The sequence below is a fragment of the Shewanella sp. ANA-3 genome (assembly GCF_000203935.1).
GTDB lineage: Bacteria > Pseudomonadota > Gammaproteobacteria > Enterobacterales > Shewanellaceae > Shewanella.
In genome coordinates this window covers 2,923,181-2,943,608 of record NC_008577.1, presented here as the reverse complement: position 1 = coordinate 2,943,608, position 20,428 = coordinate 2,923,181, and the positions used below count along the sequence as shown (strand labels likewise).

The window sequence follows — 20,428 nt, the reverse complement described above, 5'->3', positions numbered from 1 at the left end:
TAATAAAAATGACACAATTCGTCTTTATTCTTTGCTATTATGCGTGACGCGAATTGGATGGACTTCGCGACAATCTATCTATGATAAAATAATTAAAATCAAGGGGTTGATGTAATGACAAATAAGCTTATTAAAGGACTAATTGCGACTGCAGTGCTGGCTGCGCTAGCAGGTTGTAATAGTGATGATGATAATACTAAAGTACCAACAACCTGCGCCGAAGCGGGCAGTGCTTGTAAAACTTTTACCGTATTACACACCAATGATAACCATGGCCGTTTCTGGGAAAACAGTGATGGCGAATATGGTATGGCAGCGCGTAAAGCGTTAATTGATCAAATTCGTGCTGAAGTCAGCAAGAATGGCGGCCAAACATTATTATTGTCTGGCGGTGATATTAACACTGGCGTACCAGAATCTGATTTACAGGATGCGATTCCTGACTTTACCGGTATGAACAAAATTGGTTACGACGCAATGGCAGTCGGTAACCATGAATTCGATAACCCATTATCTGTTTTAGATATGCAGCGTCGTTTAGCCGAATTCCCAATGCTGGCGGCGAACATTTACCGTAAAAATGCTGAGGGTGGTCAAGGTGAACGTTATTTCGAGCCTTACAAAGTGTTCGATATTAACGGTCTTAAAGTAGCTGTGATTGGTTTAACCACCGAAGACACTGCAAAAATCGGTAACCCAGAATTTATCAGCGATTTAATTTTCACCGATCCTAAAGTGGAAGTGGCGAAAGTTATTAAAGAAATTAAAGACGCCAAAGCGGCTGATATTATCTTCGCAACGACTCACATGGGTCACTATGCCGATGGCCAAAACGGTAGCAACGCCCCAGGCGACGTCGCTATGGCTCGTGCGTTGAATAAAGGCGACTTACAAGTTGTGATTGGTGGTCACTCACAAAATCCAGTGTGTATGGAACCGGGTACTGACAATACGTCTTATGCCGACTTCAAACCTGGTGATAACTGCGCGCCAGATCAACAAAACGGCACTTGGATCATGCAAGCCCATGAATGGGGTAAGTATGTTGGCCGTGCGGATTTCCAATACTTCAACGGCGAACTGCATTTAGCCAGCTACAAGCTGATCCCAGTTAACATGCGTAAACTGGACGAAGCAGGTAAGAAAACCACAGAGCTTGCTGGCACTAAGATTGAGCCTGATGCTGAGTTAAAAGAGCTGCTGTCTTACTACCAAGAGAAAGGCCAAGCTAAGTTAGATGAAGTGATTGCGACTACCGATGCGCTGCTCGATGGTGAACGTGCAAACGTACGTAACAAGCAAACCAACTTAGGCCGTATGTTAGCCATGGCGCAAAGCGGTAAAGTGTCTGCTGACTTTGGTGTAATGAACTCAGGTGGTGTGCGCGCTTCTATCCAAGCGGGCGACATTACTTACCGTGACGTGCTGACGGTTCAACCTTTTGGCAACATGGTCACCCTGAACGAAATGACGGGTACTGAAGTTGCAGCTTACTTAGGCGCTGTGGGCAGTATCCAAATCGGTTCAGGTGGTTATGCCCAGATCACTGGCGTAAAAATGACCATCGACTGTGCGGCTAAGACGGCTAATATCAGCGAAATCAATGGCAAAGAGTTCAGTGCGACTGCAAGCTATAAGTTCACTGTACCTAGCTTTAACGCTGCAGGTGGTGACGGTTATCCAAAACTGGCTAGCCCAATCCAAACAGGTTATGTAGATGCGGACTTACTCTATTCATTCCTGAAAGAGAAACAAGCAATCGTAGCTGCTGACTACAACCCAGTGGGCGACATTGTTTACGAAAACTCAAACAGTGTTGAAGGCTGTCAGCTGTAATCAATCGCGATAAATTATCGTAAAAAAATGCCACTCATTTGAGTGGCATTTTTATTGATGAACTTACTGAGTTAACAGATAAAGTCTAAATTTGTTAATGGCTTAGCCTAAGCTCATGGCGATGCTCATGCTGATAATGCTCGGCGCAGCTGCTGCAACGTTGCTCTGTGGGGTCTTGGGTCAAGCGCTCGGCTTCGATTTCGGTTTCGCAATCTGAGCACAGGCCGTACAAGCCTAAGTCGAGTTGACAGAAGGCGGCATCGAGGCGGTTTAAACGGCAAAATAGCGGATGTTCTGCGAGATGACTCTGTGCCAGGCGGTCAATTAACTCGCCTAAGCTGAGGTTGGCATAATGCGCCCCAAGTATTTCAATAAACTGAGGGAGCGCGCCGATTTCCTTCCTTAGATTAGCTTCAAGCTCTGACAATTCTTGTCTGATATGGGTGGTGCTCACGTAAAATCGCCTGTTTTATCTGACTCTGGACATTCAGTCTAATAGTTCCACTATCAACGACTATGATAAAGATCAAGTATCTGTCCGATTTGCAGGGATTTAGTGGTGTTTTAAATAAAAATTCACCACTTTCTCATGGGATTATCCTATGCACCATCCGTGTTTACTCGCCAAGGCGCTGCTGTGCCTCTTCCAGCACTCGCACAATTTCCTCAGTGGTCTTATAGATGCGCAGCTCCCTAAACAGGGTGTCCGCCTCGGGGTATTGGCGATTTAAGTAACTAAACCACTGCTTAATTCGCGCCGGATAATAATCACTCTTACGGCCGCTCAGTTCACGTTGGGTGTAGCTTAGCATCAAGCCTAAGGTGTCGGCCCAGCTGTAGGGGGCCGCGCCAGTCTTAATGGTATCGGCAAGATTGGGCAGCGAAATGGCGCCGCGGCCAATCATAATGCTGTCGCAGCCCGTCACCGCCATACAACGCTTTGCATCCTCGCGGTTCCAAATCTCACCATTGGCAATGACTGGAATGGGCAAACGCTCGCGCACTTCGGTGATGTATTCCCAGTAGGCGGGAGGTTTATAACCATCGACCTTACTGCGGGCATGGATAGCCAGCTCAGTCGCGCCCGCTTCATAAACGGCTAGCGCATTCTCCATAAACAGGGATTTGTCTTCGTAACCTAAACGAATCTTCGCCGTCACCGGATGCTCGGCGGGCACGGCTTGGCGCATGGCGCGCACAATATCGTGAATCGTATTAGGGTATTGCAGCAACACCGCGCCGCCATTACTGCGGTTCACCATCTTAGCGGGGCAACCAAAGTTAGCATCGACGCCGTGGGAGCCAAGCTCAATCGCGCGCATTGCGTTTTCGGCCATGCAGTTGGGCTCTTGCCCTAAAAGCTGTACGCGAACCGGCGTGCCCGAAGGGGTAAAGCCGCCATTGAGCAGTTCGGGGCAGAGTTTGAGGAACACTTTTTCGGGTAAGAGTTGGTCAACCACGCGCACAAATTCGGTGACGAGCAAATCGTAGGGGTTAATTGAGGACAAAATATCTCGCATTAAGTCGTCAACCACGCCTTCCATCGGAGCCAAAATTACGCGCACTGCAACAAACCCATATCCAGTTTCAAAGGGCGTGCATTCTATCCTATTGGACTGTGGTTACAAAGCATTGCGAGGGAAGGGCGATGACTGTTTTGGGTTATTTTTACGACTAAATTCTGTTTCCTATCAGCATATTTTGATTATTTCTGTGATTTGGTGATATTTTTTGAAATGAAACCGAGATGGGGCGGGTCTTTTGCAGTAAGCCAGCTACAACACTGTTGTTGGCCACCATTCATCAAATAAAAGGAAGAAATATATGAAGTCAGTTAAGCAAACAGCCGTTGCAGTGGCGTTAGGTACAGTGGTGGTCGGTTCTGCGTTCGTCGTGAATGCGCAAACCAACCCATTCGGATTTGAAACCATGGAAGCGGGTTATCAAATCGTCGGTTCAGAAGGTAAATGTGGCGAAGCTAAATGCGGCGGCGATATGAAAAAAGCTGCAGCCGAAAAAGCCAAAGAAGGTAAGTGTGGTGAAGGCAAGTGTGGTGGCGAGATGAAGAAAGCAGCCGCTGATAAAGCCCATGAAGGCAAATGCGGTGAAGGTAAGTGTGGCGCCGATATGAAGAAAGCTGCTGCCGATAAAGCTCATGAAGGTAAGTGTGGTGAAGGCAAATGCGGTGGTGATATGAAAAAAACCGCTGAAAAAGTCGAAGCTAAGGCCGACGCCGTCAAAAAAGAAATGAAATAAGCGCGAGTCGATACTATCGAGCTCAATTCTACACTTGGCCAGCCTCAGCTGGCCTTTGTTTAGCTGTATTCGAGTACGAGCTTGCCAGAACGAACAGAATGTAATCTCGACACGTCAACACGCCCTAGCTAAGAGGTGAAAGCAATGCAAGAGAGTGGATTGGTTGGATTAGGCTTACGGCGTGAAATGCTCAGTGAGTTTTGCCAAGCGCTGCCAACGGCTATCGATTTTTTAGAGGTCGCCCCTGAAAACTGGATGACGCTCGGTGGAAAATACGGTAAGCAATTTAGGCAGCTTACTGAGCAACACACTTTTTTCTGCCATGGTCTGTCACTCTCTATCGGCAGTCCTGCCCCTTTAGATTTGGCGTTTGTCCGCCAAGTGAAGGCGTTTATGGATCTGCACCAAATCGATGTTTATTCGGAGCATTTAAGTTATTGCTCGGGTGGCGGTCATTTATACGATCTTATGCCCATCCCCTTTACCGATGACGCCGTTAAGCATGTGGCGACGCGGGTAAAACAAGTGGAGGATATTTTAGAGCGGCCTTTGATCCTCGAGAATATTTCCTTTTATGCCGCGCCGAGCGCACAAATGAGTGAGCAGGCGTTTTTAACCGCAGTGTTAGAAGAGGCCGACTGTAAGCTACTGTTAGATGTGAATAATATCTATGTGAACTCGATAAATCATCAATACGATGCCGAGGGTTATTTAAAGGCCATGCCAACGGAGCGCATCGCCTATTTGCATATTGCGGGGCATTACCAACAGTCTGAAACCTTGTTGATCGACACCCATGGCAGCGACATCAACGACCCAGTCTGGGCATTGTTGGATAAGTGTTATGCCCAGCATGGCGTCTTGCCGACGCTGCTCGAGCGTGACTTTAATCTGCCTGAAACGGTGCAGTTATTGGATGAGATTAACCAAATCCATGCCTATCAAGCGCGGGCGAAAAATCGTTTGGATAAGAGGATTGCCTGATGGATTTTAAGCAAGTACAGCAGTCTTTTATCGATTATATTCGCGATCCCCAAAAGCCAGTGCCGAGCGGTGTGCCCCTCGAGCGGATGCAGGTTTACCGAGAGTTGTTTTTTAATAATGTGATGGGCTTTGTCTCCAATGCCTTTCCCGTGCTCAAAAGTCTCTATAGCGATTCACAGTGGCAAGCCTTAGTGCAGGCTTTTTTCAGTCAACACGATTGTAAGTCCCCAATTTTTATTGATATTGCCGGAGAGTTTTTACAATTCCTGCAGTTTGAATATTCGCCAGCAGAAAGTGATCCGCCTTTTATGCTGGAGCTGGCGCACTATGAATGGCTTGAGCTGCGAGTGGCAACGGCGCAGCAACTTGACCAGCAAGAGAGACTGTCCAGCGCAGATATTTTGCAGCGTTATTTGTGTTTAGCGGCAACGGCGAGTGTGGCCCAGTACCAGTATCCGGTGCAGCAGATCCGCCAAGATTATCGCCCCACAACGCCGCTGCCGCAGCCGGTGTTTTTTTGCCTCTATCAGGATGAGGCGGGCGAGGTGGGCTTCTTACAATTAACGCCCCTAAGTGCGCAAGTGCTGGGATATTTGGCAGAACAAAAGCAGAGTCGCCTCGATGACATACTGAACTGGCTGCAAGGGATTTATCCGCAAATGCAACCGGAGCTCTTAACCCAAGGCTGTATTCAGTTACTCGAACAACTCGCCGTGAAAGGGATCGTGCGCGGGATTTAAGCGGTATGTTGCTAAAATCAGCAAAATAAATGCAATAACCTTACAGAAAAAGGGTTTTTGTTGATTTGACAAACCGCTACAATGGCGCCCGTTTTGTGATCTTAATCACTGTACGATTCCTGCGCACTTATCTTTGCACACATTTGAGGAGCTGTAATGAGCAGTCAGCCATTTAAAGACCCATTTAACTTTATGTATTTTATTGGTTTTATTTTAGTCTTACTGTTGCCGACGCTTCCAGCAAGCCTGACTTGGTTAAAGCAATTAGGCTTAATTTAAGCAGGTTTTAATCTCAAATTGAGTATACTACTGGCCACTCTTAGAGTGGCTTTTGTTTTTTAGGTTTGAGGCAGCGACATACTTTACTTATCCACAAACTATATGGTCATTTACAAACTATGATATTGAAACGCGGTTTGTTTTTATTGATAGGTTGCCTGGCGTTGGGCCTTGGACTGCTGGGTATTGTATTGCCTCTACTACCGACTGTGCCGTTTATCCTGTTGGCGGCTTTTTGTTTTGCCCGCTCAAGCGAGCGGTTACACCAGTGGTTGATGACACACCCTTGGTTTGCCGATGCGCTGACCCAATGGCAACAACACAGGGCGATGCGCCCCGGCCTTAAACGCCGAGCGATGTTGCTCACGGGACTCAGTTTTAGCGTTAGCATTCTGGTGGTCCCCATTGTATGGGTAAAGTTACTGCTACTCACCATGGCGTGCGGATTACTCTGGTATCTTAAAACCATTCCTGAAATCGAATCCTAGTGTAGGGCGTGTTGATGTTTCGAGATTAAATTTTGTTCGTTCTGGCAAGCTTGTGCTCGCGAAACGAGGAATGACGTGTAGTAATTCTACTCAAATGACGAGCGGCTCTTATGACAGAAAGTAAGAGCAAATGCTTGCCAGACGAACCCTTCGGGCAGCGTTTGGTTGACGTTTCTGCTGCGTTATTGTCCGTTTATGTAGAATAACTACACAGCACGGACTTTGCCTTGCATAAACGCCAGCCAAATAGCTGCAAAAATAACCCTGAAACGTCAACACACCCTATGGAAGCACATTTGATCTAAGGCACAAATTGGTAACCAATTCGTCACTTGAATACGCTGCTTATTGCAACTCAAACCAAAGCGGCATAAGCTTTGTGCGAATTATTAAAGCTCGTCCACACTCGCTGTGGACGTTTTGTTTTTACCGCCAGCAGTTACGCATGGCGAAACGATTAAGTTAAATTAAATGGCTATGAATACAGAAACCTTATCCTTGATAAAGCAAAGCATTAAAACGATTCCTAATTATCCTAAGGAAGGGATTCTATTTCGCGATGTGACCAGTCTGCTGGAAAATGCCGCGGCCTATAAAGCGACTATCGATTTATTAGTTGAGCAATATCGTAATAAAGGCTTTACCAAGATTGTGGGCACTGAAGCCCGTGGTTTCTTGTTTGGTGCGCCTTTAGCACTGGAATTAGGCATTGGTTTTGTGCCTGTACGTAAGCCTGGTAAATTGCCACGCGCGACCATTAGCCAAAGCTATGAGCTGGAATATGGCCACGATAGCCTTGAAATCCATACCGATGCGATCACCGCGAATGATAAAGTATTAGTGGTTGACGATTTGCTGGCAACTGGTGGCACTATCGAAGCCACAGTCAAACTTATCCGCCAACTGGGTGGTGAAGTGCAAGATGCAGCCTTTGTGATTTCATTACCAGATCTCGGTGGCGAAGCCCGTTTAACTGCCTTAGGTCTTGAGTTGGTTAAACTTTGTGAGTTTGAAGGCGAATAATTCTTCAGCCAAAGGCGCCTAGGGATAGTTTAATGGCATGTCGCTAATTGACATGTTATCTTGCAACTATCTCGGGGCGCGATCCCCTTTTTTGTACCAACATTCTTGTCATGCACATTGGGGAGTTCCATGTCATATCAGGTGTTAGCCAGAAAATGGCGCCCTGCCACATTCGAACAGATGGTCGGCCAAAGCCACGTGTTGCACGCGCTCACGAATGCGTTAACGCAACAACGTTTACACCATGCTTATCTTTTTACGGGTACTCGCGGTGTGGGCAAGACCAGTTTGGCGCGTCTCTTCGCCAAAGGCCTCAACTGTGAAAAGGGCGTAACGGCTTCCCCCTGTGGTGTGTGTGGCAGCTGTGTCGAAATTGCCCAGGGCCGCTTTGTTGACTTGATCGAAGTCGATGCCGCTTCGCGCACTAAAGTCGATGACACCCGTGAACTCTTAGATAATGTGCAATATCGTCCGACCCGTGGCCGTTTTAAGGTCTACCTGATTGACGAAGTGCACATGCTCTCCCGCAGCAGTTTTAATGCGCTGCTAAAAACCCTCGAAGAACCGCCAAAGCATGTGAAGTTTTTGCTGGCGACAACCGATCCGCAAAAGCTGCCTGTGACTGTGTTATCTCGCTGCCTGCAATTTAACTTAAAGAGCTTAACCCAGCAGGAAATTGGCACTCAGCTACAGCATATTTTAACCCAAGAGCAATTGCCCTTTGAGCACGAAGCCTTAACGCTGCTCGCCAAAGCGGCCAATGGCAGTATGCGTGATGCCTTAAGTTTGACCGATCAGGCCATTGCCTTCGGTGGCGGCACGGTAATGCTCAACCAAGTGCAATCTATGCTGGGCAGCATCGATGAGCAGCATGTGCTGCGCTTACTCAAAGCCTTAACCGATGCCGATATTGGCGTTTTAATGCAAAGCTGCGCACAGGTGCTCGCCTATGGCGCGGACGCCCAAGAAGTGCTGCGCAGTTTACTGGAATTATTGCATCAAATTACTTTGACTCAATTTGCACCTGCTGCGGCGCAGCAATCCCTTTACAGCGCGCAAATTCAGGCTTTTGCCGAGCAGTTAGCGCCGGAACAAGTGCAGTTGTATTACCAGATTTTACTGACTGGCCGTAAAGACTTACCCCATGCGCCAGATCCTAAATCGGGCCTTGAAATGGCGCTGCTCCGAGCCGTGGCATTTGTTCCCGAAAAGCCTGTGAAACGTTGGCAAGTTGAAGACGCAGCAAAGGTGAGCTTGCCTGCTCAGCAGCCAACGTCTACTACGCCCGCATCAAATATGCCTGTGGTTGAACAGGCCGTTAATCAGGCTGTGGCTGAAAAAAAAACTCCGCTAACCGCTGAGCGTGACTCACAGACTCTGCCACAAGCTGCAATCTCTGAGCCTATGGCTAAGAGTGAGAACACTACAGCTTCGCAACAAGCCTTATCTGCTGAGGATATGTTAGCTGTCGATGATGCGATTGATGATGAGGCTGAACTGAATGCCGCATTAATTGCCGAGCAGCAAGTGATCTTAAGCCAAGCCCATAGCCAAGGCTTTGGCGCAAATGCCGAGACGGTATCGCGTACTGAGGCCCTCTCAACTCCAGAAGCAAAAGTTGACTCAAGCGCTGAATCGAACTCAGTTTCTATGCCGGCATCGAACATTGATGCAGAGCATAATCAAGCTGCAACAGTAGATACTGCTAGCGTTGACCAGGGGCCTTCTCCAGCGACATTAACAGAACCCGTAGCCTTATCTCTTGATGATATCGAGGAAAAAACTCAAGCGAGTGTTAATGAGAATGCTGATGCGGTAGCGCCGGACGAGTATTCCGCTGAAGATTACGGTCAATACAATTATGCCGCCGCGCCGCTCGATGCCTATCAGGATGATTATTCACAATTTATGGCTGAGGAGCAGGGCGGATTCTCTGGCATGGAAGAGAGTTCGTTTAATCGCGACAGTGCTCAGTCTATCGACCATAGGGATGTTGTGCATAAGTCCGCCGCGGACCCCAAATCGCAGTCTTTTGTCGACAATTCAGCTTCAACAGCTTCTCAGGCTTCAACACCTCCAGCTTCAACTACAGTGTCCCTCGAGGATGACGATATTTTATCGGCGGTATTAGCTGCGCGTGACTCCTTGTTATCCGATCTTGATGCGCTCAGCACCAAGGAAGGTGATGGAAAAAAGCCAGCAGCGGAAGTTAAGCTTAAAACCCCGAGCCAGAATGCGCATACCGCGCCAGTCTCTCACGCGACTTCACAAAACACGCCTTCAGTTGATGCATCTATCAAGCCGCAAGTCGCCAATAACGCGTCCGATAACGAGTTTGAGCTGCCCTTTGATGATGATTTCGAGGCCGAGCTCCATCTTGAGTCACAGTCAAATGTTACGCCAACTCCGCCGCTTGATCCGAACGATCGCCCGCCATGGGAAGAGGCGCCAGTTGCTGCGATGGATGAGACCCATGCGCCCGCTGCAAGTGTTAACCTACAGACTGAATCCCCTGTCGCGGCGCAAACAGCTGTTGAGCATTTAGGCGCTGCGCCCGTTGCCGCTCAAATATCGCCAACGGATAGGGAGGCTACACGGGTTGTGCAAGCGTTAGAGCAAGCGGCTGGACAAGAAAGCGAGCCTGCGACGCAAAGCCCTGAGCCGAATACGCCGCAGCAGCCTCAGGCGAAGGAACTTACACAACCAAAAACTCAACCACAAACTCAGCAACCAGCATCGGTGCAGTCACAGTCAAGCGAGACTGTACAACCAACGTCATCCACTGCATTAGCGCTGGCGCAATCGATTACAGGGCATCCCTTAGACTTGCATTGGTATAAGCTTATGGCGAGCCTAGAGATTGGTGGCCGTGTGCGTCAGTTGGCGGTAAACTCGATTTGTCAGGTGCAGGCTAACCCCTTGCCGTTGCTGCTAAAACCCGACCAGAAACATTTGGCGGCGCCCGTGGCGATTGAGCAGTTAGAGCAAGCTCTGACGGCCGCATTGGGGAACCCGAGGCAGGTTGAGGTGGTCATAGGAACAGATCCCGCGCGGGAAACCCCCTTAGAGATGCGTAAACGTTTCCACCAAGAGTTACTGCAGCAGGCGCGCCAATCGCTAATGATGGACGATAATGTGCAATGGCTGATTAACCGTTTTGGCGCCGAGCTGGATCAGGATACTTTACTCTATCCACCAGAATTGCTAGCCCAGCGTAGTGGACTTATTCCCGCACTGCCTGAGCCCGAGTAATATTTCCTCTGTGCATATGCTGCGTGGAGTGGCAGAGTTTGTTAAAAACTCACTATCAAGATCATAAGTTTAGTGATGGGATATCGGCATTGATTGCCAATCCCATTTATTTCAGTAAGATTAGCCAGCTTAAAAGCTTGCGACTAACCCTAATAGAAGAGAAATGACTATGTTTGGAAAAGGCGGTATGGGCAATCTGATGAAACAAGCCCAGATGATGCAAGAAAGAATGGCAAAAATGCAGGAAGAAATTGCCCGCATGGAAATGGTCGGTGAATCAGGTGCTGGCTTGGTTAAAGTGACCATGACTGGCTCACACACAGTTGGTAAAGTCGAAATCGATCCAAGCTTGATGGAAGACGATAAAGAGATGTTAGAAGATTTGATTGCCGCAGCGTGTAACGATGCCGCGCGTCGTATCGAAGAAAACCAAAAAGCCAAAATGGCCGAAGTGACCGGCGGTATGCAATTACCACCAGGCATGAAAATGCCATTTTAATTGAGATAGACGATGAAATTTAGTCCCCTGCTTGACGAGTTAATTCAGTCCCTGCGCTGTTTGCCAGGGGTTGGGCCGAAATCGGCTCAACGTATGGCGTTTCAATTGCTTGAGCGCGATAGAAAAGCTGGGCTTAAATTAGCCTCGGCGCTGTCGAGTGCCATGAGCGATATCGGTCATTGTCAGTCTTGCCGAACCTACACTGAAGAAAGCCTCTGTCCGATTTGTTCTAGCCATAAACGCGGGTCTTCGTCGACGATTTGTGTGGTCGAAACGCCGGCCGATGTGTTAGCCATTGAAGCGGGTGGACATTTTACCGGTCGCTACTTTGTATTGCTGGGCCATTTATCACCACTCGATGGGGTGGGACCTGAGGAGTTAGGCTTGGCGCTATTAGAGCGTCACTTAGCCTCGGGCGATGTGGCTGAGCTTATCCTCGCGACCAATCCCACGGTAGAAGGTGAGGCCACCGCCCACTTTATTGCCGATATGGCAAGGCGCCACAAAGTGGTGATCAGCCGTATCGCCCACGGCGTTCCCGTGGGGGGCGAGCTGGAATATGTCGACAGCACCACCTTAGCGCTGTCCTTCAATGGGCGTATCCCGCTGTAGCGAGTGATGGACTCAAGATAAAACCCGCCAGCCCAGTGCTCGCGGGTTTTTATTTTATGGGCGCAGGATGATGTGATTAAAGAGTATTGAGCAGATGGTCTTAGTGTTCTTGTTCACCGCGTTAGCATCCCTCATTTACGGCTGACGACTCCCCAAATATCTGGGCCATTGGCCGTATTTTCGCCCAAGATTGCCTTATTTTTCGCCATTTGATCTGTGATTTTATCTCCCCCCTTGAAAAGTGGATTTACAGCCCCATTTTATTAATCACTAAGCGTTTGCTTTAACCAAATTGCGTAACAAATAAGGAAAATTTCATGTCACAACAAGAAACTCATGGTTTTCAAACTGAAGTCAAACAGCTGTTGCATTTGATGATCCATTCTTTGTATTCCAACAAAGAAATTTTCTTGCGTGAACTGGTCTCCAATGCTGCGGATGCGGCCGATAAGCTGCGTTACCTTGCGTTGACCAACGACGCGCTATACGAAGGTGACGGTGAGCTACGTGTGCGCATTAGCGCAGACAAAGAAAAAGGCACTGTAACCATCGAAGACAACGGCGTAGGTATGACCCGCGATGGTGTGATTGAGCATTTAGGCACGATCGCCAAATCGGGCACCGCTGAATTCTTTAAAAACCTCTCTGGCGAAGCCTCAAAGGATTCGCAGCTGATCGGTCAATTCGGTGTGGGCTTTTATTCGGCCTTTATCGTGGCGAAAAAAGTCACTGTACGCACCCGTGCGGCAGGCCATAAGGCTAATGAAGCCGTATTGTGGGAATCGGAAGGTGAGGGCAGTTTCACAGTCGATACCATCACTAAGGCGAGCCGTGGTACCGAGATCACTCTGCACCTGCGTGATGAAGAGAAAGAGTTTGCCGATGAGTGGCGCCTACGCTCCATCATCACTAAATACTCAGACCATATCTCTGTACCAGTTGAAATGTGGCAGGAAGGCACCCCTGAGCGCGATGGCCCAGACGGTGAAAAAATCCCCGCAACCGAAGGTTACTGGAAAGTCATGAACAAGGCGACTGCGCTGTGGATGCGCAATAAGTCTGAGATCAGTGACGAAGAGTACCAAGAATTTTATAAGCACATTTCCCACGACTACACAGACGCACTGCTGTGGAGCCATAACCGCGTAGAAGGTAAACAGGAATACACTAACCTGTTGTATATCCCTTCAAAAGCACCATGGGATCTGTGGAACCGCGACCGTAAGCATGGTCTAAAACTCTTTGTTCAGCGCGTGTTTATCATGGATGACGCCGAGCAGTTTATGCCATCTTACCTGCGCTTTGTGCAGGGTTTGATTGACTCAAACGATCTGCCGCTGAACGTGTCTCGCGAGATTTTACAGGACAACCACATCACCAAAGCGATGCGCACCGGTATCACTAAGCGCGTGCTGGGCATGTTGGAAAAACTGGCAAAAGACGATGCGGAAAAATACCAACAATTCTGGGCCGAATTTGGTCAAGTGTTGAAGGAAGGTCCAGCGGAAGACTTTGCAAACCGTGAGCGTATCGCAGGCTTATTGCGTTTTGCGTCTACCCATACGGGCAGCGCGGCACCGACTGTTTCACTCGATGACTACTTAAGCCGCATGAAGGAAGGCCAAAACAAGATTTACTATATCGTGGCCGACAGCCACGAAGCCGCGGCCAACAGCCCACACTTAGAACTGCTGCGTAAGAAAGGCATCGAAGTGTTGCTGATGTCAGAACGTATCGACGAGTGGTTAATCAACCACTTAACTGAGTACAAAGAAAAACAATTGCACTCAGTCACCCGTGGCGAGCTGGAGTTAGGTGAGCTGGAAGATGCGGCCGAGAAGGAAGCGCAAGAGAAACTCGCCGAAGAGTCTGCGCCATTGATTGAACGCATTAAAGCGGCATTAGGCGCTAGCGTGGCCGATGTGAAAGTGACCTCACGCTTAACCGATACCCCAGCCTGTGTGGTGACGGGGGAAGGTGAGATGTCGAGCCAGATGATCAAACTGATGCAGGCTGCGGGTCAGCCAGTGCCAGAGGTCAAGCCGACGTTTGAGGTAAACCCTGCGCACCCATTAGTATCGCGCTTAAACGATCTTCAAGATGAAGCCGCCTTTGCCGATTGGTCGAATCTGTTATTGCAACAGGCGCAATTGTCGGAGAAGGGCAGCCTAGCGGATCCATCGGCCTTTATTAAGCTGATGAACCAAATGTTATTGGCGAACCTGAAGTAAGACATTCGGGGCACTTGAGTCGAGACACAAGTGCCCCGATTCCGTTTTAGGCACCGCAAAGAGCATTATCCTAGGGCATTTCTCTGTAGAGGTGCCAGTTTGGGAGTAAGGAAAACCATGGACAATATCCTCGATCTAACGAAAGACAATATTCAGCAAGTGGTTGATGCTTCGATGCAGCAACTGGTGGTGATGGTGTTTTGGGCCCAGCCACAGCCGCAGAGTGTTGCCATGGTGCAAACACTCGAGCAACTTGCCGCGCAACATGCTGGCCGTTTTGTGCTGGCGAAAGTGAACTGCGAAACCGAGCTGGAAATCGCTAACTATTTCCGCATTCAAGCACTGCCGACCACCTTAGTGCTCGATAAGGGCCAGCCAATCGATGGCTTTGCGGGTATGCAAGAGGCGGCGCAGGTGAGCGCTATGCTGGAGAAACACTTGCCACCCCTATGGCAATTACAGCTTGAGCAAGCCAAAGCCCTGTTAGCCTTAAGCCAAGTGTCGGCGGAGGATTTATCCACGGCGGCCGTGTTACTGAAAGACGCCCATAGCGCCTCACATCAGGCGGCCGAGGTGAGTTTAGTGCTTGCCGATGTGTACTTGATGCAGGGTGAACTCGCCCAAGCGCAGCTGCTACTCGAGCAGATTGGCCTTGCCGACCAAGATGGTTATTACCAGAGCTTAAAGGCGAAATTAACCCTTGCTTTGGATGCGGCGGACACGCCAGAAATTCGTGATTTGCAGCAGAAGTTCGAGCATAATCCGCAGGATTTAGTGTTATTACTCGAACTTTGTAAGGCCTTGCATTCGGCCCACCGAGACGAAGAAGCGCTTGCACATTTATACAGTGTGTTATCTAAGGATTTAACCGCTGAAAATGGCAAAGTAAAACAAGTCTTTATGGAGATTTTAACGGCGCTTGGGCAAGGCAATAGTCTGGCGAATCAGTACCGCCGTAAGCTCTATACCTTGCTCTATTAAGGATTAAATTGGCCGCAAAACTGCGATTTATTTACGGTTTCTGAGGCTAAAGTCGAAGCTAAAAGCCTTCTCAATGGCGGCCAGATGTGCGAAGATCGCCGCCCTAAGAAGAATATCAATGCGAAAAAGAGGACTCTTGAGATGCGCATTATCCTATTGGGCGCCCCAGGTGCCGGTAAAGGTACCCAGGCCCAGTTCATTATGGAACAGTATGGTATCCCACAAATTTCTACTGGCGACATGTTACGTGCTGCCGTTAAAGCCGGTACTCCGCTGGGTTTAGAAGCGAAGAAAGTGATGGATGCAGGCCAACTGGTTTCTGATGATCTGATCATTGGACTGGTTAAAGAGCGTATCGCACAGGACGACTGTGTTAAAGGTTTCCTGTTAGACGGTTTCCCACGCACTATCCCACAAGCGGATGCGATGGCGGCAAACGGTATCAGCATTGATCACGTGATCGAAATCGATGTGCCAGACGAAGAAATCGTTAAGCGCATGAGCGGTCGTCGCGTTCACCCAGGTTCTGGCCGTGTTTACCACGTGGTATTCAATCCACCTAAAGTGGAAGGCAAGGACGATGTAACAGGCGAAGACTTAGCGATTCGTCCAGATGACGAAGAAGCCACAGTGCGTAAGCGTTTAGGCATTTACCACGAGCAAACTAAGCCATTGGTTGAATACTATGGCAAAGTGGCTGCGGCGGGTAACACTCAATACCACAAGTTCGATGGTACTCAGTCGGTAGCGGCTGTGAGTGCACAGTTAGCCAGCGTGCTGAAATAAGCATCATTGCTAAATTCGAGAACAAGTTCTCATATTAGGAAAAAGCCTGCTATTGCAGGCTTTTTTTATTGGCGACCGAATGTTAGCCTGCCGAGGTATTTGGCTGATAAAAGGTAACACATTGACTTCTCCCTCTCCTGCGTTTGGCGTGTTATTGGTCAATCTCGGCACGCCCGATGAACCCACTCCCAAAGCGGTTAAGCGATTCCTCAAACAGTTTTTAAGTGATCCTCGGGTCGTCGATTTGTCCCCTTGGCTGTGGCAGCCGATTTTGCAAGGGATAATCCTTAACACCCGACCCGCCAAGGTGGCTAAACTTTATCAGAGCGTGTGGACGGAGCAGGGCTCGCCGCTGATGGTGATAAGTGAGCAGCAGGCGCAAAAGTTAGCCACGGATCTGAGCGCGACCTTTAATCAAACCATTCCGGTGGAACTCGGCATGAGCTATGGCAATCCTTCGATTGAGAGCGGCTTTGCCAAACTCAAGGCCCAAGGCGCCGAACGTATCGTGGTGCTGCCGCTGTATCCGCAATATTCCTGCTCAACCGTCGCCAGTGTGTTCGATGCGGTGGCGCAGTATTTTACTCAAGTGCGTGATATTCCTGAGCTGCGTTTTAGCAAACAGTATTTTGACCATGAAGCCTATATCGCGGCTTTAGCGCATTCTGTGAAACGCCATTGGAAAACCCACGGGCAGGCCGACAAGTTGATTCTTTCCTTCCACGGTATTCCGCTGCGGTATGCCACCGAAGGTGATCCCTATCCTGAGCAGTGCCGCGCGACGGCCAAGTTACTGGCGCAGGCGCTGGAATTAACTGACGGACAATGGCAGGTGTGTTTCCAATCCCGCTTTGGCAAAGAAGAGTGGTTAACCCCCTATGCCGATGAGCTGCTGGCCGATTTACCCCGCCAAGGCGTAAAAAGTGTTGACGTCATTTGCCCTGCCTTTGCCACCGATTGCCTTGAAACCTTAGAAGAAATTTCCATTGGCGGTAAAGAGACTTTCTTGCATGCGGGCGGCGAGGCCTATCACTTTATTCCCTGTTTAAATGATGATGAGCTCCATATCGAGCTGCTCAGGCAACTGGTGCAAGAACAAGCTCAACCATGGATACGCGCGGAGTGACGGTAAATTTCTCCGGTTGAAACCGAAACACGGCCTAGTTTCATGCTGATTTTATGGTAGAATCTGCGCCCTTTATGGCTCGGGAGTGGATTTTTTATCTCTCTAGCCTAGACTCATTATTTTTAGGACACGATGAGCAACGCTCGTTGTAATGCCCATTAGCATGGATGCCAGGAAAAGAGAGCCACTATGAAGTTTCCCGGTCAGCGCAAATCGAAACATTATTTTCCGGTCAAAACCCGTGACCCATTGCTTGAGCAATTAACCCAGCAACCTCAACCCTTTGCGACTTATGTCAGCGGTATCGATCAAACCCTAGTGGATATCGAAGCCAAGGTAGAGGATGAGTTGCTCAGCCGTTATGGTTTACCTAAGGGCAATTCGACCCTGATCAATGACGAGCAAGCGCATGCCCTGTATACCGAGCTGAAACAACAAGGTTTGATCAGCGATGAGTTCGCGGGCGGTACTATTGGTAACACAGTGCACAATTATTCTATTTTGGCCGATGACCGCTCAGTGTTGTTTGGGGTGATGAGCCAAAATATCGAAGTTGGTAGTTACGCCTACCGTTATCTTTGTAACACTTCCTCTAAGGTTGACCTTAACTTCCTGCAACCCGTCGATGGTCCTATTGGCCGTTGTTTTACGCTGATTTCCGATTGCGGTGAGCGTACCTTTGCGATCAGTAAAGGGGCGATGGACAAGTTAACTCCAGAATACATTGATAAAGATGTAGTGCAGGGCAGCTCTGCCTTGGTATTAACCGCCTATTTAATGCGTGCCAGTGGCGGTGACAGGATCACCGATGCGGCCATGTGCGCGATTGAATACGCCAAAGCCGCCGAAGTCCCCGTGGTATTGACCTTAGGCACACGCTTCTTAATCGATGAAGATCCCGTTTGGTGGCAAAACTTTATCCAAGAGCATGTGACCATTTTGGCGATGAACGAAGATGAAGGTGAGGCCTTAACCGGATTTCGCGATCCGCTGCTTGCCAGCGAAAAAGCCCTCGAGTGGTGTGATATGGTGTTAACCACCGCAGGCCCCATCGGGCTTTACACCGCAGGTTATACCGATGATGCCGAAAAGCGTGAGACCAGCCATACACTGCTGCCCGGTGCTATCCCCGAGTTTAACCGTTATGAGTTCTCGCGTCCTAAGCTGAAACGTGACTGCGAAAACCCGATTAAAGTGTTTGCCCATATTTCGCCTTACATGGGCGGCCCCGAGAAAATCGGCAACACTAACGGCGCCGGTGATGGTGCGTTATCGGCGTTATTGCACGATTTGGCGGCCAATACCTTCCACAAGACCAATGTGCCAGGCTCAAGCAAGCACAAGCGTGATGGTCTGTGTTATTCGTCATTCTCGCAAATTTGTAAGTACGCTAACCGCGTGGCTTACGAGGTGTTGGCGCAGCATAGTCCGCGTCTCTCCCGCGGTTTACCTGAGCGCGAAGACAGCTTAGAAGAATCCTACTGGGAAAGATAAGTCAGTACTGGCTTGAGTAAATAAGGGCAATAGCGGCAAACCGTTATTGCCCTTGTTGTTTTTTGGAACAGACGAAAACTTGAGCCAATGACGTTTTCTCAACAATTAACCCTGTGGATGGTAATTTTTGCTACAGGCAGACCCGAATAAATGATAACGTTAGCCCAATCACTGCTCCCAATAACAGCGAATATTAAGGTGGAATTTTCGGTGAAAGCGCAGATCTTAACAGAAATGAAGGTACTCAAGACCATCGATCCTGAGTTCGAAGTGCAGCGCCGTGTGGCGTTTATTAAATCTAAACTGCAAGCTGCCCGCAGCAAAGCCTTGGTCCTTGGGATCAGCGGTGGTGTGGATTCTTCCACGGCGGGACGTTTATGTCAGTTGGCCGTTGATAGCCTCAATAGCGAGCATACTGACGGCGGTTATCAGTTTATTGCGGTGCGCTTACCCTATCAAATTCAAAAAGATGAGCACGAAGCTCAGCAAGCTTGCCAATTTATTCAGCCGACCAAATTAGTCACCATCAATGTGCATCAAGGGGTCGATGGTGTGCATCAGGCGACTTTAACGGCCTTTGTCGAAGCGGGATTGCATTCACCGGATGCGGCTAAAGTTGATTTTATTAAAGGTAACGTGAAAGCGCGCATGCGCATGATTGCCCAGTATGAGTTAGCCGGTTTAGTGGGCGGGCTTGTAGTGGGAACCGATCATAGCGCCGAGAATATCACCGGTTTTTATACCAAATGGGGCGATGGCGCCTGCGATCTTGCGCCTTTATTTGGACTTAACAAACGCCAAGTACGCCAGGTGGCAGCATATTTGGGCGCGCCAGAGTCCTTAGTCTATAAAGCGCCAACGGCGGATTTGGAAGACAATCAACCACTACTGGAAGATGAAGTCGCGCTAGGGCTGACCTACGAGCAAATCGATGATTTCCTTGAAGGGAAAGAAGTCGGCAAGGATGTTGAAGAAAAGCTTATCAATATCTACAAGGCCACGCAGCATAAGCGTCAACCTATCCCCACTATTTACGATTAATTTAAGACGGTTACCGTCTGAGACATAACGAAAAAGCACCCTAGTGGGTGCTTTTTCATGTGTGAATGCTTAATGCTATCTCGCCAAGTGTCTCGATTCGAATTGAGCTTAATCACATTGTGCTTAGCCATATTGAGCTGAGTTGCATTGAACTCACCTCATTCCTTTAGCGCTGCTTCGCTTGGAGATGGTTACGCGTCAGGGCAATCAAAGCGTTTGAGTATTGGCGATAGTCTAAATAAGGCGTGAGTAGTACACAGCTTGAGAGTGGAGACTGTGACAGTATCATTGCCGTGACGTCTTGCAGTTTAGCCTGTGAGTCTTGCATTAATTGCTGTTTGGTTGTTTGCAACGCGTCAGTAGCGATATGGCTATCGACTGCAATCCCTAATGCCATGGCGGCGGCTTGCCCACAGACAATATGAATATTGGCATGTGGTGAGAGGGCATTGGCACCTATTAGCAGCATTTGCTGCTGTTTGAGTAATAAGTTGTCGCGATAATCGCGCCAATCCTCACTGGGAGCGCAAATTTTTGCCATAATTGTGAAGATCTTACGCCAGTGATTGCCGTTTAAGGCGATGAGTTCTGCTATCGCGTTATCCTGCTCCCAATGCCAATCTTCAGGCAAGAGTGGGGGATTCGGGAGATAAAAAGCATAGGTCGCTGCGGCTGGGCCAATATGCATAACAGTCGAATATGGGAGTCAAAGTGGGGCGGATCTTACCCTAACTTAGGCGCACAGCCGAAACTAAATTGCCGCGAGATCAAATATTAAACATGAAAGTTGAGGTTTTTTT

The 20,428-nt window shown here is 48.8% G+C and carries 19 protein-coding genes; 16 read left to right on the top strand and 3 right to left on the bottom strand.

The window, feature by feature from the left end:
* Positions 1-114 precede the first annotated feature (114 nt).
* The gene (ushA, locus tag SHEWANA3_RS12920; RefSeq protein WP_011717379.1) at positions 115-1,836 is read left to right on the top strand and encodes a bifunctional UDP-sugar hydrolase/5'-nucleotidase UshA; all 1,722 of its coding nucleotides are present in this window, start codon (positions 115-117) and stop codon (positions 1,834-1,836) included.
* 94 nt (positions 1,837-1,930) lie between these two features.
* Here ushA and SHEWANA3_RS12915 read toward each other — a convergent pair whose 3' ends face one another.
* Both SHEWANA3_RS12915 and SHEWANA3_RS12910 read right to left on the bottom strand, forming a co-directional pair.
* Positions 1,931-2,290 (bottom strand): TraR/DksA C4-type zinc finger protein, encoded by a 360-nt coding sequence (locus SHEWANA3_RS12915; RefSeq protein ID WP_011717378.1) that lies wholly within the window; start codon positions 2,288-2,290, stop codon positions 1,931-1,933.
* A 163-nt stretch (positions 2,291-2,453) separates the two neighbouring features.
* Positions 2,454-3,401 carry a tRNA-dihydrouridine synthase gene (locus SHEWANA3_RS12910; RefSeq protein WP_011717377.1) on the bottom strand — a complete coding sequence of 316 codons (948 nt, stop codon included), beginning with the start codon at positions 3,399-3,401 and terminating at the stop codon, positions 2,454-2,456.
* A gap of 259 nt (positions 3,402-3,660) precedes the next feature.
* Between SHEWANA3_RS12910 and SHEWANA3_RS12905 the strand changes: the two genes are divergently transcribed.
* The 15 genes from SHEWANA3_RS12905 to nadE all read left to right on the top strand — a co-directional run bounded on the left by SHEWANA3_RS12905 (position 3,661) and on the right by nadE (position 19,628).
* Complete coding sequence (locus SHEWANA3_RS12905; RefSeq protein WP_011717376.1) at positions 3,661-4,092, top strand: hypothetical protein; 432 nt, start codon at positions 3,661-3,663, stop codon at positions 4,090-4,092.
* 144 nt (positions 4,093-4,236) lie between these two features.
* Complete coding sequence (locus SHEWANA3_RS12900; RefSeq protein ID WP_011717375.1) at positions 4,237-5,076, top strand: DUF692 domain-containing protein; 840 nt, start codon at positions 4,237-4,239, stop codon at positions 5,074-5,076.
* Positions 5,076-5,816, top strand: coding sequence for a putative DNA-binding domain-containing protein (locus tag SHEWANA3_RS12895; RefSeq protein ID WP_011717374.1), 741 nt, complete (start codon positions 5,076-5,078; stop codon positions 5,814-5,816). Before SHEWANA3_RS12900 ends, SHEWANA3_RS12895 begins: the two co-directional genes overlap by 1 nt.
* A 156-nt stretch (positions 5,817-5,972) precedes the next feature.
* On the top strand, positions 5,973-6,095 hold the full coding sequence (locus SHEWANA3_RS23925; protein ID WP_011623018.1) for a hypothetical protein: 123 nt from the start codon (positions 5,973-5,975) through the stop codon (positions 6,093-6,095).
* A gap of 119 nt (positions 6,096-6,214) precedes the next feature.
* Complete coding sequence (locus tag SHEWANA3_RS12885; RefSeq protein WP_011626436.1) at positions 6,215-6,583, top strand: YbaN family protein; 369 nt, start codon at positions 6,215-6,217, stop codon at positions 6,581-6,583.
* A gap of 471 nt (positions 6,584-7,054) precedes the next feature.
* On the top strand, positions 7,055-7,606 hold the full coding sequence (apt, locus tag SHEWANA3_RS12880; protein ID WP_011623016.1) for an adenine phosphoribosyltransferase: 552 nt from the start codon (positions 7,055-7,057) through the stop codon (positions 7,604-7,606).
* A gap of 129 nt (positions 7,607-7,735) precedes the next feature.
* Positions 7,736-10,858: a DNA polymerase III subunit gamma/tau gene (gene dnaX / locus SHEWANA3_RS12875; RefSeq protein WP_011717373.1), complete on the top strand. Its 3,123-nt coding sequence runs from the start codon at positions 7,736-7,738 to the stop codon at positions 10,856-10,858.
* A gap of 169 nt (positions 10,859-11,027) precedes the next feature.
* Positions 11,028-11,357, top strand: a complete 330-nt coding sequence (locus tag SHEWANA3_RS12870; protein WP_041413070.1) for a YbaB/EbfC family nucleoid-associated protein — start codon at positions 11,028-11,030, stop codon at positions 11,355-11,357.
* Between the two features lie 12 nt (positions 11,358-11,369).
* Complete coding sequence (gene recR / locus SHEWANA3_RS12865; RefSeq protein ID WP_011717371.1) at positions 11,370-11,969, top strand: recombination mediator RecR; 600 nt, start codon at positions 11,370-11,372, stop codon at positions 11,967-11,969.
* 317 nt (positions 11,970-12,286) lie between these two features.
* Positions 12,287-14,200 carry a molecular chaperone HtpG gene (gene htpG / locus SHEWANA3_RS12860; RefSeq protein WP_011717370.1) on the top strand — a complete coding sequence of 638 codons (1,914 nt, stop codon included), beginning with the start codon at positions 12,287-12,289 and terminating at the stop codon, positions 14,198-14,200.
* Positions 14,201-14,317: 117 nt separating this feature from the next.
* Complete coding sequence (locus SHEWANA3_RS12855) at positions 14,318-15,181, top strand: tetratricopeptide repeat protein (RefSeq protein ID WP_011717369.1); 864 nt, start codon at positions 14,318-14,320, stop codon at positions 15,179-15,181.
* 141 nt (positions 15,182-15,322) lie between these two features.
* Positions 15,323-15,967, top strand: a complete 645-nt coding sequence (gene adk, locus SHEWANA3_RS12850; protein ID WP_011623010.1) for an adenylate kinase — start codon at positions 15,323-15,325, stop codon at positions 15,965-15,967.
* A gap of 79 nt (positions 15,968-16,046) precedes the next feature.
* Positions 16,047-17,093, top strand: coding sequence for a ferrochelatase (gene hemH / locus SHEWANA3_RS12845; protein ID WP_011717368.1), 1,047 nt, complete (start codon positions 16,047-16,049; stop codon positions 17,091-17,093).
* Positions 17,094-17,282: 189 nt separating this feature from the next.
* Complete coding sequence (locus SHEWANA3_RS12840) at positions 17,283-18,587, top strand: inosine/guanosine kinase (RefSeq protein WP_011717367.1); 1,305 nt, start codon at positions 17,283-17,285, stop codon at positions 18,585-18,587.
* Between the two features lie 210 nt (positions 18,588-18,797).
* On the top strand, positions 18,798-19,628 hold the full coding sequence (nadE, locus tag SHEWANA3_RS12835; RefSeq protein ID WP_041413069.1) for an ammonia-dependent NAD(+) synthetase: 831 nt from the start codon (positions 18,798-18,800) through the stop codon (positions 19,626-19,628).
* A 166-nt stretch (positions 19,629-19,794) separates the two neighbouring features.
* Here the strand turns inward: nadE and SHEWANA3_RS12830 are convergent, their stop codons facing one another.
* Positions 19,795-20,316: a hypothetical protein gene (locus SHEWANA3_RS12830; RefSeq protein ID WP_011717365.1), complete on the bottom strand. Its 522-nt coding sequence runs from the start codon at positions 20,314-20,316 to the stop codon at positions 19,795-19,797.
* Between the last annotated feature and the right edge of the window lie 112 nt (positions 20,317-20,428).

Excerpts from the sequence above, each read along its gene's own strand:
- ushA (WP_011717379.1), top strand. The coding sequence starts at position 115 with ATGACAAATAAGCTTATTAAAGGACTAATTGCGACTGCAGTGCTGGCT.
- SHEWANA3_RS12905 (WP_011717376.1), top strand. The coding sequence starts at position 3,661 with ATGAAGTCAGTTAAGCAAACAGCCGTTGCAGTGGCGTTAGGTACAGTG.
- SHEWANA3_RS12900 (WP_011717375.1), top strand. The coding sequence starts at position 4,237 with ATGCAAGAGAGTGGATTGGTTGGATTAGGCTTACGGCGTGAAATGCTC.
- SHEWANA3_RS12895 (WP_011717374.1), top strand. The coding sequence starts at position 5,076 with ATGGATTTTAAGCAAGTACAGCAGTCTTTTATCGATTATATTCGCGAT.
- SHEWANA3_RS23925 (WP_011623018.1), top strand. The coding sequence starts at position 5,973 with ATGAGCAGTCAGCCATTTAAAGACCCATTTAACTTTATGTATTTTATT.
- SHEWANA3_RS12885 (WP_011626436.1), top strand. The coding sequence starts at position 6,215 with ATGATATTGAAACGCGGTTTGTTTTTATTGATAGGTTGCCTGGCGTTG.
- apt (WP_011623016.1), top strand. The coding sequence starts at position 7,055 with ATGGCTATGAATACAGAAACCTTATCCTTGATAAAGCAAAGCATTAAA.
- dnaX (WP_011717373.1), top strand. The coding sequence starts at position 7,736 with ATGTCATATCAGGTGTTAGCCAGAAAATGGCGCCCTGCCACATTCGAA.
- SHEWANA3_RS12870 (WP_041413070.1), top strand. The coding sequence starts at position 11,028 with ATGTTTGGAAAAGGCGGTATGGGCAATCTGATGAAACAAGCCCAGATG.
- recR (WP_011717371.1), top strand. The coding sequence starts at position 11,370 with ATGAAATTTAGTCCCCTGCTTGACGAGTTAATTCAGTCCCTGCGCTGT.
- htpG (WP_011717370.1), top strand. The coding sequence starts at position 12,287 with ATGTCACAACAAGAAACTCATGGTTTTCAAACTGAAGTCAAACAGCTG.
- SHEWANA3_RS12855 (WP_011717369.1), top strand. The coding sequence starts at position 14,318 with ATGGACAATATCCTCGATCTAACGAAAGACAATATTCAGCAAGTGGTT.
- adk (WP_011623010.1), top strand. The coding sequence starts at position 15,323 with ATGCGCATTATCCTATTGGGCGCCCCAGGTGCCGGTAAAGGTACCCAG.
- hemH (WP_011717368.1), top strand. The coding sequence starts at position 16,047 with ATGTTAGCCTGCCGAGGTATTTGGCTGATAAAAGGTAACACATTGACT.
- SHEWANA3_RS12840 (WP_011717367.1), top strand. The coding sequence starts at position 17,283 with ATGAAGTTTCCCGGTCAGCGCAAATCGAAACATTATTTTCCGGTCAAA.
- SHEWANA3_RS12830 (WP_011717365.1), bottom strand. The coding sequence starts at position 20,316 with ATGCATATTGGCCCAGCCGCAGCGACCTATGCTTTTTATCTCCCGAAT.